The sequence below is a fragment of the Synechococcus sp. PROS-9-1 genome, from assembly GCF_014279775.1.
GTDB lineage: Bacteria > Cyanobacteriota > Cyanobacteriia > PCC-6307 > Cyanobiaceae > Synechococcus_C.
The window spans coordinates 1,856,079-1,873,219 of the sequence record NZ_CP047961.1 but is presented as its reverse complement, the minus strand read 5'-3'; the positions used below and the strand labels follow the sequence as shown (position 1 = coordinate 1,873,219).

Below are 17,141 nucleotides of genomic sequence, written 5' to 3'. Positions count from 1 at the left end.
ATCATGACTCTTGAAGCGCTGCCAAGCTCCCGTGACTCTTTGGGCCGCTTTATAGAAAAGCAAACACCTAAGGCAAAAAGGGTTGAAATCTGGCTGGAACCACAATTGATCTCCAGATTGGACAGGTTGTGCGGATTGCTCAAGGTGGGACGGGGCCGGATCATTCAACGCCTAATCGAACGTCTCCTCCCCATCGAAGATCGACCAGCCGACCACCTTTCACCAGGATCTCTGATCACTCGCCTTGATCATCAAGGCAACTGCAGCAGCTCGATGGTGTTGGCACGTCAAGGCCATCTATTGCTGACGAGCGGACCTGAACCCTGGCTGGAGTGGGAGCTAATTCCGGGCTGGAATCTGGCGCTTCGGCGCTCGCCCCTTGAACTAGCTGGACCGAGCTTGGAAGATTTCATTGCGATTGCAGAGCCAGCCTTGCTCAGCAATGGCTTGGAGGCGGCAGATAGTCAAGTGCAGCAGTTGCTTGAACACTGCCAAACAATGGCCAAAGCAGCACAGCCACAACCAGAAGAAGAGGAGGAGGAGGAAGACATTGAGGTGCTTCCTTGGCCAGGCGCGATCTAAGACACACAAGAGGAGGGGTTGAAAAGCCCACTGTCATGACGTTAGTCTTGTAAAAATCCGTTTCTATGCTGTGGAGAGCGCCCTCTCAGCGATTTCTGACAGCATTTTGCTTGATTCGCTCCATGAAGCGGAAACTTTGATTGATCAGACGAAAAACGACACCATAGAGTTATTAAAAGGCGTCACCATTTCCCCAAAAATGGTAATGAAAGAACTCTCGAGAGTGCTCACAGAGTCAGCTGATCTCCTGGTTTTCCTTAGGCAAGACCTGGGACTTGAAAAACTAGACGATGTCTTACTTCAAGATCCAGAGCAATTGATGTCTGCCCCGCTCTACGCGGTCTAAGCAACCGAGAGAGAAGGACAAACCAGAAGTAAAGGCGAGCTCAGCCAACTCTCAGCGAACGAGCAGTTCGCGCTCATCAACAAAGCTTGGAGCACTGAGATGCTGACTCAGTGCTTGGGTTACATCCATGGAAAGAAACAAATCCACGACAGTTGCTGGCAACCCAGCACCCCTCCAACACAACCTTCATTACTGCGGCGAGCTCGACCTTTGGAGTGAAGCATTCCCAGGCATTCCTGAGGGCAGCTACGGCGTTTGGGGTAACGAGCGCTATCTGGTGATTCCCCTGCAGCCGCCAGCACCGGCGGAATCCCCCCCCCCCCTCATAACTAATGCTCATCAACGAAGAATAAACGATATTAAATCTATTTCCAACCACCATTGGTTGGTTTTAAAAAGGCGATTTAAGTGCAATCAATACAGCTCAAGCACCACCTTGTATAGAAGCGCGAGCAACGTATACACAAAGCCTTCTAAACAGCCAGTGATATCCAAAATCAATGCCCTTGGTCCCTAATCACGACCGCTGCGATCAATACAAACTCAAGTGCCAGCAATACTGACAGGAGCGATTGCATCAACTTAATTTCAAGTCATGCATCTCAAGGGGTGCAACTCATTAGTTGACCCCGTAACGCCTGAAGACCATGGCTGCTCTAGACCCCACCACCAATAACGCGCCCGATACGCAATCCACGGGGAACACCACCTGGGAATCGTTCTCCACAGATACCGTTCAGGCCGCTGGTCTTCAGTCCGTCGCTGTTGACTTCGACGCTGATGCCACCGTCCAGACCGAATCCAACTCTTCCTCCTCCGCTTCCGCTGACAACGTCACCGGAGATAGCGCCGCTAAATCCACCACAACCTTCAACTCTGGCCTTCAAGGCCAGAGCACTTTCGAGGTCAGCGCTGACGCTGGTATCCAAGGCCTCGCTGGCACCACCGCTGCTTCTTCCGCAAGCACAAGCGATGGTGATGCCAACGCCTTCACCACACTCGCTGATTCCGCTGGTATTAAAGACGTCCACAAACTAGTGGTTAACGGCGAAATGAGCGCCCTTGGCCAATCCATCAACAGCCTTTCTGCTGATGCTGAAAGCGTCGTTGGTTCTGCCGTCGGTCAATCGCAGCTCTCCAATGAAATTGATGGATTGGAAGCCCGCAATATCGACGTCAGCTCTGACGCCGGTATCCAAGGCCTCGCTGAACTCGGAAACAGTGCTGATGCCACAACAACCAAAGGCACCTCTATTGCCACAGCAGATGTTGCGAACCTGCAGGGCGCAAATCTCAATAGCCTGAATGTTGGAGGTGTCGCTAGCGTCACAGGCCAAACCTCTCTTGGGAATACCGCTTCGTCAGCCAACGTTGAAGGCGGAGCATCTACTGCTTTGGCCAGCCTCAGCACTGCTGATGGACTAGCTACATCAGCCAGCAAGCTGTCTGGCAACACTGATCAGACAGCCGGTGTTGACGTCAGCAGCGACGGCACACTCACAGGTCTTGCTTCCATCAGCAACAGCGCTAGCGCTGAATCCACAGCTTCATCTGCAGATGCCAAGGCAACTGCAAGCACCGTTGATGGTGCTCAGCTCAATACCGTTGAAATTGGCGGTGTTGGCTCCATCACCGGTCAGACCAACTTCGCGGGTTCTGCTGATGCAACCAGCGTCACTGGCCCAACCTCCACAGCTGACGCCAGCCTCGCTGATGCCGATGGCCTCCAAGGTTTGGCAGCAATCCACGTCAGCTCTGACGCTGGTCTCACCGGTATCAACAGTGTTGATCTGACGGCAACATCAGCCAGCACCGGAACGGGAACGGGTTCAGCCGCTTCATCGATCGCAGAAGCTACCACCCTTCAAGGTGCTGAGCTTGGCAACAACACAGATATTGGTGGTGTTGCGGACATCGGCGGTCAGGTTGATTTCAACGCAACTGCTGATTCCACCAACGTCACTGGTTCTGCTATCGCCGGGGTTGCTCTTGGTGATGTGAAAGATGGTTTCGCGGTTCCAACCTCTGCCTCTTACTCCCCCACGACTGGTGTTGATCTTGGCGCCCTAACCGACGGTACTGGCCTTGCCCAAGGTCTGGTCACTAGAACCGATAATTCCCCTACCGCTTATGGAACAGACATCAAGTCCGACGGCACACTTCAAGGTTTCGCCAATCTCTCTAATACAGCTGACGCTTCCACCACGGATGGTGCTGCTTCCGCTGGTGCATACGCCAACACAATCGACGGCGCCAACCTTGGCGACGTGAGCATCGGTGGCGTTGGTTCACTGACCGGTTCTGCAAACTTTGCAGGTTCCGCTTCCTCCTCCAACGTTGGTGATGCAGCAGGTGATATCTCGGGTGCTGTCTCTCAGCTGAATGACATCGATGGCTTAGAAGCCACCGCTGGCTTGAACGTTGCCTCTGATGCAGGCATCAACGGCCTTGCTGCTGTTGATCTTGGATCTTCTGCAGAAAGCACCAGTGGACAAGCTGCCATCGCTAGTGCTCAAGCAGGCACTCTCCAAGGTGCTCAGCTCGGTGCTACCGATATTGGTGGTGTTGGCTCCGTTGCTGGTGAAACCAGCCTGACCTCCGGTGCTGCTTCCAGCAATGTCACGGGACAGGCCATCAGCCTTAGTCAGCTCAATACTGCAGAAGGCTTGGAGCAAACAGGAGCATTGGATGTCAAGAGCGATGCCTCCGTTCAAGGTCTCGCCAACGTCTCAAGCTCTGCTGACGCCGCAACCACCGCTGGTGCAGCAACTGCCAACGCTCTTAGCACCACCATTAATGGTGCTGATCTGGCTGTAGGAAACCTCGATATTGGTGGCATCGGCTCTATCGCTGGTCAAGCCAACTTCGGGCTCTCTGCTTCCTCCAGCAACGTTGAAGGTGCATCAACTGCCACAGCTGATTCAGCTGAAGCAACAGGCTTGATCGGTAAGACAACCGCAACCGATGGCACCTTTGGTATCGATGTTGCCTCCGACTCCGGTCTCTCCGGTATGGCCATCGGTTCACTGACGGCTGATGCTTCCAGTACTGCTGGTAGCGCAACTGCCACAGCCGGTGCTGATGACAGCGCCATCGGTGCTGTTCTTCCCTCACTCAATGTGGGCGGAATCTCCGACCTAACCGGTGCTGCTCAGCTTGATTCCTCAGCTACCGCTTCCAATGTGGGTTCTGGAGCAGCAGCAGCAACAGCTAAGGCTGGTGAAGGCCAGTCCGTCACTGGTTTGACTTCTGGTGATTCTTATAACGCACCAGTTCAGCCAGTTGCGCCAGTCGCAGCAGTCGCACACTCAATCGACTTTGTCGAAGGGTCCTTCAATTACACAGAGGCTTTAGCGGATGCTGCAGCAAATGACAAAACACTGGCCATTCTCGACAACGATGCATCAGTAGCTGCCGCCAAGGCAACGGGCAAGAGAGGCTTCGTTGGTGCCACCGACTCCGACGTTGAAGGCACATGGGTTTGGGGAGATGGATCAAGCGCTGCAGGTTCGAATGCACCATGGAACCCAGGCGAACCAAACGATTACACGACAGGTGTACACACAAACCACCCTGCCTTCTTCGATGGGGAAGATTATGGCCAATTCAACGCCGCAAGCTCTGACGGATCCCTGGCTGGCCAGGGTATGAACGACGTGCCACACGCTGGCTGGTACTCCGATGGCTATTTCGCTGAAACTCAAGAAGTCAAAGAAGTCATAGAAGTCAAGGAAGTCAAAGAGGAGGAGGCCTCCTCCAATGACGGGAACGCATCACCAAGCATGGGCAGTGAGGCAGTTGTTGCTGAACCTAAATTCAGTGACGACTGGAACATCGAGGTTGCGTCTGATTCGGATCTAATTGCGCAGGCCTTCAGCAACCTCGACGCTGCTGCAATCAGCACCTCTGGTGACGCCACCGCCAATGCAGGCGATGCAGCGTCAAGCGTCACAGGCATCGAAGCCAACATGGACATCAGCATCGGTGGACTTAGCGACTTGCTGGCGCAAGCTCAAGGCACCGCTGATGCCGATGCAAGCACGGTGAGCGGCGAAGCCACAGCACTGGCTGCTCAACAATCGCTCGGTATCGAAGACCTTGAGATGTTGATTAGTTCCGATTCTGATTTGAACGCAATATCATCAATCTTTGGTGGTGCTAATGCTGAAAACATCACAGCCGGCATAGCCGAGGCAGACATCGACTTTGATGCCACAGGCATCGACGGCATTTCGATGAGCATCGGCGGCATTGGCACCCTGGCTTCCACCGCCAGCGTGAACGGTTCCTCTGATGCCAGCAGCGTGAGCGACATGGCCCAGGCGTCTGCAGACATGGATGCCACTGGCATCAATGATGCTCATCTGTACAGCTCTTCAGATGGAGACATCTCAGGTACTGCTGTGATCGATGCCACCGTCAATAGCATCAACATTGGTACGGAAAGCATCGATAAAGCTTTTGCTTTTGGCGATTTTGATGCAGAAGGCATCACGGAGCTAGAACTTGGCGTTGGAGGAGTCGCGAGCCTGATAGGTCAAGCCCAAGTCACCGTTGATATGAATGCTTCAAGCGTTCAGGGTAAAGCTGAAGCCAACTCTGCTTTCATTGAAGACAGCCTCAATCAAATCACTGGCCTCGGGAACGTTGAGCTTGATGGCGCAAGCGTTGGCAGCATCACGGGCATGGCGATCGGTGACTTCACGACCACAGCTGATTCAGTATCGGAAGATGCTTCAGCGAGCGCTGCCCAAAGCATGCGTGGCATCGAGAATTTAAATCTCGATCTTGGTGGCAGTGGAACAATCAACGCCATTGTGAATGACACCAGCTACGTATCTGCTTCATCAGTGAGCGGCAATGCCTCTGCCACCGCTTCTGTTGATGCCATCGGCCTCGATGGAGGTGACATTCACATCGCAGGTGATGCCACAATCGTTGCCAGTGTCAACGCTCAATCCGACGCTGTTGCCTCAACGGTTGGATAGTTTCTACGGTTTTCATCCCAGGCAACACTTCCATAAGCAATCACAGGGTCCCGCAAGGGCCCTTTTTTTGTGTTTTCACCTGAAGCGCTTCAAGGAATTCATATTTGACACGCATGAAAATTACCAAAAAAGACTTCTTGATCATCAGCAAGAAAAAACGGACTTGAGCTTCCGCCAGCTGCTGGAGAAGCATGAGCTGGGCGAGCAATTCTTTGAAACCGCCAACAGCCCAGCTCCACCAAGAGCAAATCAAGCCTGACCTGGAGATACAGCAGACCACAAAGGGCAACCATTAGGGGGATACGGCAAGGTCTGGCTGCAATTGCCTGCACCTGTTTGATCGTGGAAGCGGTCTGCCTTTAAGGCTCTATAGACCGGGCCAAAGGGAGAGAGTTCAGCGCACAAGCCCTTGATCAGAGCCGATCAGGACCACAAAGCACAAAGCCGAAATGGTTGTTTTGCTTGGTTCAGCATTGCTCAAACCGGCATTGCCCAAAGATGGCCAAGGAACACAGCATCACGGCCTCGCACAAGCAACCGAAGCCAACACAAACCAACCTTGTCCCATGGTGCTCGCGGCAAGGAAAACAGCAAAAAAGGCGCTAATCAGCCGAAAAATAGGGCGAAAAACCGAGGCATAACAAACGCTGATTGAAATGCCTCCCTTAACAAAGCAGCGGGATGCCGACCAATGGTTGCCGGTGAATGAGATCTCCAAATACCCAGCCGTAAGTATTGACGCAAGGTGCTCACCCTTGGCGAGCGAGAGCCAACGCTCCAATCTCAATGCACATCACCCGGGCACCCCAATCAAGCAAATGATTTTCAAAAGTTCGTAATGAATAACGCGCTCAAATGACGGCCTTTGACGTACGCACAGCACGTATATACGACGGTCAGCGGGAAGGTTATCAGCCGCCTTAACCACTTCACAAAAACCTCCAAACCCCTTGCTAGCAATACAAAATTCATTGCTCAGCAATATCGACTAAATACAACTCTGGGACATAACTTGAGTTCAGCCCCCCCTGTGGGGGTGTCTTTAAACAAGCAACCCCCACATAACCAACCAAGAAAAATGGCTGCTCCTGACAATGCCGGCGGATCCTGGGAATCATTCTCTACAGATACCGTCGAAGCCGCTGGTCTTCAAAGCGTCACCGTTGACGTTGAAGCTGACGCCACAATCCAGACCGAATCCAATTCTTCATCTGACTCCTCTGCCAGCAACGTCACTGGCAATAGCGGCGCTGTTTCTACGACAGCCTTCAACTCCGGCCTACAGACAGACAGCACTGTTGAAGTAAGCGCAGACGCTGGCATCCAAGGTCTCGCTGGAACATCAGCTGCTTCTTTGGCAAGCACCACAGATGGTGATGCAAATGCATTCACTACCCTCGGTGAGTCTGCTGGTATTCAAGACCTAACCAAACTTGAAGTAGGTGGTGAACTATCTGCGCTAGGTCGTTCCCTCAATGATTTAAGTGCCTCAGCCGACTCAGTTGAAGGTGATTCAACTGCTCGCTCGGAGCTAAAAACTAACCAGACTCAAAATGGTCAGGTTGAAGGTCTAGAGGCTTCAACAATCAAAGTTAGCTCTGATGCAGGAATCCAAGGTCTTGCTGGATTAACCAATAGCGCTTCAGCGGCAACCGCTGATGGCTTAGCAGATGCAGAATCATTCGCTTCTGAAATCCAGGGTGCTGATCTCGACAAAACAGTCATTGGTGGCGTCGGTGATCTACTGGGCCAATCAGAATTTGATGGTTCTGCCTCTGCCGAATCGGTTGTAGGCATAGCCGACGGTCTTGCCAAGCTCGACAACATTGAAGGACTTGACACAGGTCTCACAAAAATCAGCTCCGATGGCGGACTGACTGGTATCGCTGGGCTCGATAACGCTGCCAGTGCTTCAACTACTGATGGCAATGCTTTTGCTACCAGCAACGTTGATGACTCCAAAGGTGCTGATCTCGGCACAACCGTTATCGGTGGCATCGGTAGTCTCCAAGGTCAAAGCACCGTTGCCGGTTCTGCCTCTGCAGAAACCGTTGATGGCAAAGCTGAAGGTCTCGCCAAGTTTGACGTCACTGAAGGCTTAGAAGCAACAACAACTAAAATCAGCTCCGATGGCGGACTGACTGGTATCGCTGGGCTCGATAACTCTGCCAGTGCTTCAACTACTGATGGCAATGCTTCTGCGACCAGCAACGTTGATGACTCCAAAGGTGCTGATCTCGGCACAACCGTTATCGGTGGCATCGGTAGTCTCCAAGGTCAAAGCACCGTTGCCGGTTCTGCCTCTGCAGAAACCGTTGATGGCAAAGCTGAAGGTCTCGCCAAGTTTGACGTCACTGAAGGCTTAGAAGCAACAACAACTAAAATCAGCTCCGATGGCGGACTGACTGGTATCGCTGGGCTCGATAACGCTGCCAGTGCTGCAGCCACCACCGGCAATGCTTCTGCTACCAGCAACGTTGATGACTCCAAAGGTGCTGATCTCGGCACAACCGTTATCGGTGGCATCGGTGATCTGCTTGGTCAAAGCACCGTTGCCGGTTCTGCCTCTGCAGAAACCGTTGTTGGCAAAGCTGAAGGTCTCGCCAAGTTTGACGTCACTGAAGGCTTAGAAGCAACAACAACTAAAATCAGCTCCGATGGCGGACTGACTGGTATCGCTGGGCTCGATAACGCTGCCAGTGCTTCAACTACTGATGGCAAGGCTTCTGCCACCAGCAACGTTGATGACTCCAAAGGTGCTGATCTCGGCACAACCGTTATCGGTGGCATCGGTAGTCTCCAAGGTCAAAGCACCGTTGCCGGTTCTGCCTCTGCAGAAACCGTTGATGGCAACGCTGAAGGTCTCGCCAAGTTTGACGTCACTGAAGGACTTGAAACAGGTCTCACAAAAATCAGCTCCGATGGCGGACTGACTGGTATCGCTGGGCTCGATAACGCTGCCAGTGCTGCAGCCACCACCGGTAATGCTTCTGCCACCAGCAACGTTGATGACTCCACAGGTGCTGATCTCGACAAAACCGTTATCGGTGGCATCGGTGATCTGCTTGGTCAAAGCACCGTTGCCGGTTCTGCCTCTGCAGAAACCGTTGTTGGCAAAGCTGAAGGTCTCGCCAAGTTTGACGACACTGAAGGACTTGAAACAGGTCTCACAAAAATCAGCTCCGATGGCGGACTGACTGGTATCGCTGAAGTCAGCAATGCGGCTAGCGCAGCAGCAACTCTTGGAAAATCAGCAACAGCTAGAGCTAGCGCTGACTCAATCGAAGGCGCTGATCTCGGTGCAACGATCATCGGTGGCATCGGCACTATCGGAGCCCAAGCCACTCTCGCCTCTACAGCTGATGCAAGCAACGTAACCGGTGCAGCATTTGGCACTAGTAGCGTTCGTTCCTCGGAAGGCTTGGACCTCTCCGGCAAGCTCGACATTGCAAGTGACGCAAGCGTTACAGGATTTGCAAACATCACTGGAGGGGCTTCTGCTGGGACAACTAATGGAGAAGCTGAAGCCAAATCCACCTCTGAAACCATCACTGGTACTGACCTGAGTGACGGCAAAGTCACCATTGGTGGTCTTGGGTCGATCAGTGGTCAAGCCAACTTCGATTTCTCTGCTGCATCCAGCAACGTTGAAGATGGCCTATCCAAAGCAGTTGCTCAATCTGATTTAGCAACTGGCTTGATCGGGTCGAACGATGTTATTGACGTTGCTTCTGACGCCAGTGTTTCTGGTATGGCTGTCGGTTCACTAGGTGCCGATGCTACTAGTACCGCTTCAGGTGCAACAGCTAACGCTGGCAAGGATGACAGTGCCGTTGGTGCTGTGCTTCCAGATCTCAACGTTGGAGGCATTGCCAACATCACAGGAGCAGCACAACTCGACACTTCAGCAACCGCTTCCAATGTGGGAAGCGACAGCAATGATGCCAATGCGAATGCAGGGCTTGGACAAACCGTTACTGGTTTAGATGCTGTTGCGATCGATGTGGCCTCGGATGCCTCACTGACCGCTCAAGGCTTCAGCAACCTTGATGCTTCTGCCACAAGTACCGGTGGTATTGCTTCCGCCGATGCTGGAAATGCGGATTCACTGGTTACTGGTCTCGCAGAGGGTCTCACCCTTGATATCGGAGGCATTGGCAACTTGGCTGCCACTGCTCAAGGCACCGCTGATGCTTCCGCATCCAGCGTGACTGGATCGACCGATGCTTCTGCTCTTCAGAAGAGCGTGGGTATCGCATCCGAACTCGACATGGACACCGCTTCTGATGCCATGGTCAGCTCCAACTCCACCATCATCGGTGGTGCGGATGCGACCAGCACAAGCGGTGATACGTCAGTTGCCGACATGACCTTCAATGCTCTAGGCATCCAAAACATCGACCTCAATGCCGGTGGAATTGGAACCCTGAGCACCAACGCCAACGTCACAGGTGATGCTTCTGCATCAGGCGTCGACAGTGCTTCCACGGCCACTGGCAACCTCGACGCCATGGGCCTCGTCGGAGACATCTTCACCAGCGCTTCTGACGGAACCCTCTCCGCCACAGGCGTAATCGACGGTAGTGTCTCCGCTATGAGTACAGCCGGCGCAAGCGAGGCAGAGGGAGACTTCGATGCCACTGGCCTTACCTCACTCACCATGGATGTGGGCGGCGTACTCGACCTCGCCGGCCAGACTCAAGTCTCCGGTGATGTCTCCGCTGAATCTGTTGATGGCACAGCCGAAGCTACCTCTGGCGAATCCACCATCGAGGGGATAACCGAAACAACCCTTATCGGCGCCAGCGATGGAACCGCTCTTGGTACTGCCTTCGGCAGCTTCAATACCACTGCTGAATCCACAGGTGCTGACGCCACTGCCGATGGCTCACAAAGCCTTGTCGGCATGCAAACCATGGAAATCGACTTCGGCGGTACTGGCTCCATCAGTGCCATCGCTCAAGATGCCAACTTCGTGGAAGCCAGCTCCGTAAGCGGCAATGCTTCCGCAACGGCCTCTGTTGATGCCATCGGCCTTGACAGTGGGACCATCAACATCGCTAGCGATGCGGTTCTCACCTCCAGCGTCTCCGTCGATTCGGCTGCTGATTCCAGCACCGTCGGCGCTTGAGCCATTCGGACGAATGATTCGGGTCCAGCAACTCAATGCGAGTAGCTGGACCTCAGTCAATCCACCGAGTTCCATGCCATGGACTTCAATTCATCCACACAGCAGGGGATCGACATTCATCTTGATCCCATCAGCGAGTCGGACATTGAGGACCTGGTCGGCAATGCCTCTGCGGAACTTCAAGATCTCCTCTCGGGACTTTCCGTCTCGATTAAACAGATCCTGAGCATCATGTCCAAAGTGCTTGGAGAAACAGCTGACTACCTCGTCCTCGTCTCTGAGGACGTCATGCAATCAGCCTCTCTCTGTCTTGATCATCTCCTTTCTTCTGACGATGAGTCGCTGATAGCCTTACATGCGCTTTGCGCCTGAAGGCGTCAAAAAAAGTCTTCACGCCTCCATCTGGGGGCGTTTTTTATTGGCCTTACATACAAATAAATACCAAGACATACAAACTTCTTGTATTGCTTGGTGTATCTCAGTAAATACCATTCCTTGAATAAGTAATACTTAACAATCCCAAACTCCTGTTCTGGACTGTGATTCTTCAATCCATTGAAAAGAATATGCAAGAGGCATGCTGAAAATGTTGCTCCCTTGGCTCTAAATTAAGAGCAACCAATTGGGCGTGCTGCCCCCGCATTCGATGGCTGACTCCACATCTAGGCAGGAGATCGAGCTAGTTCAGGGTCTCGTTGCTGACTCTCTTGAAGTCAGCGCAGACGCTTCGCTCGAATCGGGGATTGACGCCGAAATTTCCGCTGCAGCGTCCTCAACAGAAGGAACAAGCGACGCCGATTCGCATCTAAAAATCGCCGAAGGCCTCAAAACAGACGATCTCGATGTTGGCGGTAGCGCCACGGTGGATGTCGAGAACCTGCTGAAGGTGAATGCCGACGCCACTGGAGTCACCGGTGATGGCACCTCAACAAGCAGCGTTGATCGCAGCACAGCCCTTGAAGCAGAAACCATTGCAGTTGGTGGCAGCAACACCATCAATGGCACCGTTACCACCGAGCTTCAAGCCGATAGTGCCACCACAGGCGGCGATTCCAAGGCGGCGACAAACCTTGGCGAAACCGTTGGTATTGATGCTGCAACCACTACAGCAGAAGGAGAACTCACCCTTACGGGTGCCGCTAGCAATACCCTCAACACCACAGCGGCAGTCACCAATGCCACCGCAGACACAAAGGCTGAAGACGGTGCCACTGCCAGCAATACGGTCACCACATCCCGAGGCACCCGACTCGACAGCGTTAGTGCTGGCGACAACGCCAACATCAATGCAACCGTAGGCACAAGCACCAACGCAAATGCTGCTGCCACCACAGGGTCAGCGGATGCCAGCAACAGGGCCGTCGACATTGCAGCACTCGAGCTCACTTCAACAGAACCAACCAGTACAGCTGAAGATGCAGCCAGCACGGCTGAGAATGGAAGCAGCACAACTGAAAACACAGAAGACCCCGAGGCCGCCGCTGGTCGCGTTCAAAATCTCAGCTCTGATGCCACCATCAATGCTGAAACCACCCTCAACACCACGGCTCAAGCCAACACCACAACGGGTGTGGCCTCAGCCACCAATGACGTTGATGTCATTGACGGTGCACGGCTTGGAAATTCAACGGTCAATGTGGGTGGCGACGCCGCCGTCAGCGGCTCCGTTGCCCTTACCACCAACACCAACGCAACCAATGTCAGCGGTGGCGATGTCAATGCAAGAGCTGGGGTCAAAAGCAGCAAAGGCATCAGTCACGAAAACAACCCAACAGCACAGCTGAACGTTCAGGGCAGTGGCACAGTCACAGGCACCGTCAGCAACAACAGCACGGTTGCGGCCCAGAGTGCTGAAGGCAATGCCAACGCAACGGCAGGGTCAAATGCGGGTGGCGATCAATTTGGTGTTGACCTGCAAAGCCTGGTCGTTAATGGCGCTGCCAATGTCACTGGCCAAGTAGCCAACACCACAAACACCACTGCAGACTCCACCGAAGGTGAAGCCACATCCCAAGTTCTCGGCGCCAACCGCGTTGGTTTACAGACCTACAACCTGCAGGTAGGCGATCAAGCCACCGTTAAAGCCACCAACAGCAGCAGCTCCACGGTTGATGCCACCTCAACCCACGACGATGCCGTTGCCATGGTGGGTAGCGAAGCCACCGCAATGCGAAATATTGCAGTGGACAACAGCGTAATCCGCGTTGGTGGTGACACCACCATCACAGCAGCCACAAACAGTGACGGCGATGCAACGGCAGAAAGCATCGGCGAATCTGCTGAAGCAATCAGCATCAGCGAAGCCATCGGTGTTTACCAGAGCGCCTTTGAATCAGAAGCTGAGTTTGATGTCACCTCAACAGCCATCAACACAGGCAGCATCACTGCAACCACAGTTGGCGACGGGATTGATGGCAATGGAGACGGCGTTTCGGATCACGCAACTGCTACTGCAAACCTCAAAGCAGAGGCAATCAATCTCGAGAACCGTGCCAACAATCTTGGCCTCGACGCAGCAGGCAATGCAAACCTGAGTGCCACAGGTGGCTTGCAAACCGACGTCATTGCGAGCAATACCGATGGCGATGCGATTGCTGTTGCAGACCTAGAAGCGCTAGGCCTGCAAATGGAAAACGCCAGCATTGGCGGAGAAGCAAACATTCAAAGCATTGGATTGATCGATGTCTCCAACATCTCTGCTGAAACCAACAGCAGCGGCGAAGCGAAGGCCACCACAGACCTCTCTGTGCTCAGCCTCGAAATCAGCGATGCACTCGAGGTCGGCGGAAATGCCAACTTCACAACACAAACCTCAGCGAAAGTCAACATCAATGCGGACAACGTTGAGGGAGATGCAACCAGCAGCAATAACGCAGGATTAGGCGAGGCCTACAGCCTGGCTGGCATGCAACTCAACGGCTTAGATCTGGAAAGTGATGCCACCTTCACCTCCGTTTTGCTGGATGATTTCAACACAACAGCAGAATCAGTAAAAGGGAATGCAACAGCAAGCACCAACCAATCCTTACTAGGCATTGGCTTCATCGGTGATCACAATGATGTGGCCGGAGATGTCTCCGTGAGCTCAGTGATGAGCCACACGAGCTTCACTGAAGCTTCATCCGTTCAAGGAATCGCCACGGTGGATGAAAAACTCACAGCCGTAGGCATCGAGGTCGACGCCCTCGATGTGGAGGGGGATGCGAGCTTCAGCTCCAACGTGGTCATAAGGGCCAGCAGCAGCACAGAAAGCTAAGCGAACTGTTGAACACTGACCCTTAACCAACAAACCCATGACTCAAACACCACTAGCCAACCAAACCAGCGAAGATCCCACAACTGTGGAGGATCCACAGGAAGCGAATAATAATTACGTAAACAATGCGATTGCCGCAATCCAAGCAGAAAGCGAAAGCATTAATGGATCAATAATTGTTCCTCTCGAGACAGGAGATCAGGATGACGCTGAATCAGCAGACTCTCTACCAAAGCTTGTACTTAATGTCAGTGAAAGTGAGGTTAATGGTCGCACAGGCTCATTAAGCTTTAACGATGTTGACGGAGAGGGTTGGGCAGATTTACAACCTGAGAGTTACCAACCAAGTAGCCTGGGCGCCTTCAGCATCACAGCTCCAGACAACAATGGATTCAGTTCATGGAGCTACCAGCCTGGACGAAGTCTGGACAGCGGCGAATACGCAATAGACAGTTATCTGATTGAAGATAGCCAAGGCGCTGAATATCAGATTGACATTTCCGTCAGCGGAGAAGATGACCTTTCAAGCATTGACGGCGTATTAACGGGACAGTTAATCGAAGGCATCAGCAACAGCCAACGCGGGATCGTCACCATTAATGATCCCGATGTTACCGATGCGCCCGACAAACCAGCGGGCACAAAACTTCTCGCCTACGACGGAGTCCAAGGCGACTATGGCACCTTTAGTTTTGCAGGGGGAAACACAAACGATGTCGAGTGGGTTTACACCCCTGACAGTGAAAGCGATCTATTCGATTCGCTTGGCACAGGCCAAACCGTTGTCGAGAATTTTGAGGTTAAAACAACAGACGGACAAGTAGAAACAATCACGATCACCCTTCATGGTGCCGATGATCCAAACGTTTTTACAGGTGCAGAGGCCATCACCGATGCCCTGGCTATCCAAACAGACAATGATCTTTTAAAAGCAGGTGGCAGTTTTGATTTAAGTGCCGAAGCCATGGCAGAAGCTGTGGATCAGGCCTTCAACCTCACAGAAGACAATGTTGCGGATGCCGTGGCACAAGCCAATGCAATCGCTATAGAACATGAAGGATCACTGGATGCACTCCTGAATGCAGATGCACCAGGCTTGCTGCAGTTAACAAGCACCAATGGAGGCAGCGTCGATATTGATGCCTTTGCGAGTGCCGATGCAGAAGGCGCACTTGGTTCAGAAGCTGATGCCGATGCTGTTGCTATTGGCTTCCAAAACGTGAGCGTCACGACCGATGGCGAAGGAGATATCGCCTTGAACATCGATGCAACTGCAGAAGCACAAAGCAATGCAGAGATCATCTCCACCATCGAAGCAGACGCAACCGCCTACGGACTACAGGGAACCGATAATGCAACTGAAGCAATCACTGTTTCAGGCAATCCCTTCGCAAATGTAAGCGCAGAAGCCAATGTTATTGGCGACAACAATGCTGAAATGGTTCTAGGAAACATCACCGCAGAATCTGTTGGCATCGAAAATGCAAACATCACGAGCAACGGCACCAACAACACCATCGGTGCGGAAGCCGATGCAAGCATTAGCGCTACGGATCTGGGAAGCAACGTAAGCGGTGCAGACGATCTTCGTGAAGTGACTGCTTCAGCAATCGCAATCGAAGACACCAATGTTCGCAGCAACGATCAGCAAGGAAGCACCATTCGTGGAAACGCTGATCTCAGCGTTGATCTGGGTGGCTGGGAAGGCATGGAAAGCCAAGAGATCGACAGCCTGGCCAGCATTGGAATGCGCAATGCATCAATTACAACAAGCTCAGGCGATGACCATGTTGAAGGAACAGCCAAAAGCGCAATCAACCAATTTGAAATGCTCAATGAAGAGGGCAGTTTGGATGTAGAAGGCGGTGGAATGATCAATTCAACTGTGATTACCGGCACAGGTAATGACGTTGTCATCGGCAATGCAAGTGGTGATGGCCTGTCAAAAACCAGTGGATTTGTAGACAGCAACGTGGATACGGGAGTCGGCAATGATCAAATCACAGGCGGGGCTAGCAACAGCAGCTTCGAAACAGGCATTGGCGATGACGCGATCACACTAGAAGCGAGTGAAGATTCGATCCTCGATGGTGGAATTGGGGCTGATCAACTGAGCGTGACTGGTACATCAAGCAATACTGAGCTTCATGGTGGAGTTGGCAATGATCAACTTCAAGGGGGATCTGGCGATGATCTCATCCATGGAGGAGTTGGTGATGATGTGCTCGAAGGTGGTGCTGGCGCCGATCAATTTGTGTACAAGTCAGTCGATTTGCTCAGGGGCAGTGATCAAATCAACGACTTCAATGCAGCGGAAGGAGATTCTGTTGTAATCAGCAACAATCTATTAGGTCTGGACGAAGGAACAGTGCTCGAGTTCGTCACTACAAACGAGATTACAAATGACGGCTCTGCCGATATGAATCAATCAATGATCGTTGACACGATGGGCAACATCCTGTCGATGGGTACAGTCACAAACGCACGATTAGCTTATGCAACAGATACTGGCGATCTACTCTTTGACTCCAACGGCGATTGGAGTCAGGGCTCACGTACGATCGCCAACTTAAGCCAAGACGGGAACGTCGCTGACATTACAACCGAGAGCATACAAATTAGCGAGCAAACAGTAAGCACTGAACAAATCGCAAGCTCACAATCCTTCAGCGAGGCGACACAACTTGGAAGCCAAACCGCTACAAGTACACAACAAGATAGCTCCAGCAATGAGGGAGTATCTGCAGCAATTCCGGACTCTGCTGTAAACTCAGATGAGACTTTAGCTTCTGGTAGCGTAGCAATAGAGTAGTCACAGCCAAGCAATGATGCAGCGCG

The 17,141-nt window shown here is 52.7% G+C and carries 9 protein-coding genes; all 9 read left to right on the top strand.

Annotated elements, in window-relative coordinates:
* The first annotated feature begins 3 nt into the window (after nt 1-3).
* The 9 genes from SynPROS91_RS10030 to SynPROS91_RS12325 all read left to right on the top strand — a co-directional run bounded on the left by SynPROS91_RS10030 (nt 4) and on the right by SynPROS91_RS12325 (nt 17,115).
* Entirely contained in the window at nt 4-582 is a 579-nt protein-coding gene (locus SynPROS91_RS10030; protein ID WP_186516479.1) for a hypothetical protein, read from the top strand.
* Between the two features lie 70 nt (nt 583-652).
* Complete coding sequence (locus SynPROS91_RS10025) at nt 653-928, top strand: hypothetical protein (RefSeq protein WP_186516478.1); 276 nt, start codon at nt 653-655, stop codon at nt 926-928.
* Between the two features lie 647 nt (nt 929-1,575).
* On the top strand, nt 1,576-5,916 hold the full coding sequence (locus tag SynPROS91_RS10020) for a hypothetical protein (protein ID WP_186516477.1): 4,341 nt from the start codon (nt 1,576-1,578) through the stop codon (nt 5,914-5,916).
* Nucleotides 5,909-6,175, top strand: a complete 267-nt coding sequence (locus SynPROS91_RS10015; RefSeq protein ID WP_186516476.1) for a hypothetical protein — start codon at nt 5,909-5,911, stop codon at nt 6,173-6,175. The genes SynPROS91_RS10020 and SynPROS91_RS10015 overlap by 8 nt, the downstream gene beginning before the upstream one ends.
* A gap of 190 nt (nt 6,176-6,365) precedes the next feature.
* Entirely contained in the window at nt 6,366-6,557 is a 192-nt protein-coding gene (locus SynPROS91_RS12085) for a hypothetical protein (protein ID WP_222929392.1), read from the top strand.
* 437 nt (nt 6,558-6,994) lie between these two features.
* Nucleotides 6,995-11,047: a hypothetical protein gene (locus tag SynPROS91_RS10010; protein WP_186516475.1), complete on the top strand. Its 4,053-nt coding sequence runs from the start codon at nt 6,995-6,997 to the stop codon at nt 11,045-11,047.
* Between the two features lie 78 nt (nt 11,048-11,125).
* A complete protein-coding gene (locus SynPROS91_RS10005) occupies nt 11,126-11,419 on the top strand; it encodes a hypothetical protein (protein ID WP_186516473.1) in 294 nt (97 codons plus the stop codon).
* A gap of 274 nt (nt 11,420-11,693) precedes the next feature.
* A complete protein-coding gene (locus tag SynPROS91_RS10000) occupies nt 11,694-14,303 on the top strand; it encodes a hypothetical protein (RefSeq protein ID WP_186516471.1) in 2,610 nt (869 codons plus the stop codon).
* A gap of 37 nt (nt 14,304-14,340) precedes the next feature.
* Nucleotides 14,341-17,115, top strand: coding sequence for an S-layer family protein (locus SynPROS91_RS12325; RefSeq protein WP_186516470.1), 2,775 nt, complete (start codon nt 14,341-14,343; stop codon nt 17,113-17,115).
* Nucleotides 17,116-17,141: the final 26 nt, after the last annotated feature.

Coding starts and splice junctions, on each gene's coding strand:
- SynPROS91_RS10030 (WP_186516479.1), top strand. CDS start 4: ATGACTCTTGAAGCGCTGCCAAGCTCCCGTGACTCTTTGGGCCGCTTT.
- SynPROS91_RS10020 (WP_186516477.1), top strand. CDS start 1,576: ATGGCTGCTCTAGACCCCACCACCAATAACGCGCCCGATACGCAATCC.
- SynPROS91_RS12085 (WP_222929392.1), top strand. CDS start 6,366: ATGGTTGTTTTGCTTGGTTCAGCATTGCTCAAACCGGCATTGCCCAAA.
- SynPROS91_RS10010 (WP_186516475.1), top strand. CDS start 6,995: ATGGCTGCTCCTGACAATGCCGGCGGATCCTGGGAATCATTCTCTACA.
- SynPROS91_RS10005 (WP_186516473.1), top strand. CDS start 11,126: ATGGACTTCAATTCATCCACACAGCAGGGGATCGACATTCATCTTGAT.
- SynPROS91_RS10000 (WP_186516471.1), top strand. CDS start 11,694: ATGGCTGACTCCACATCTAGGCAGGAGATCGAGCTAGTTCAGGGTCTC.
- SynPROS91_RS12325 (WP_186516470.1), top strand. CDS start 14,341: ATGACTCAAACACCACTAGCCAACCAAACCAGCGAAGATCCCACAACT.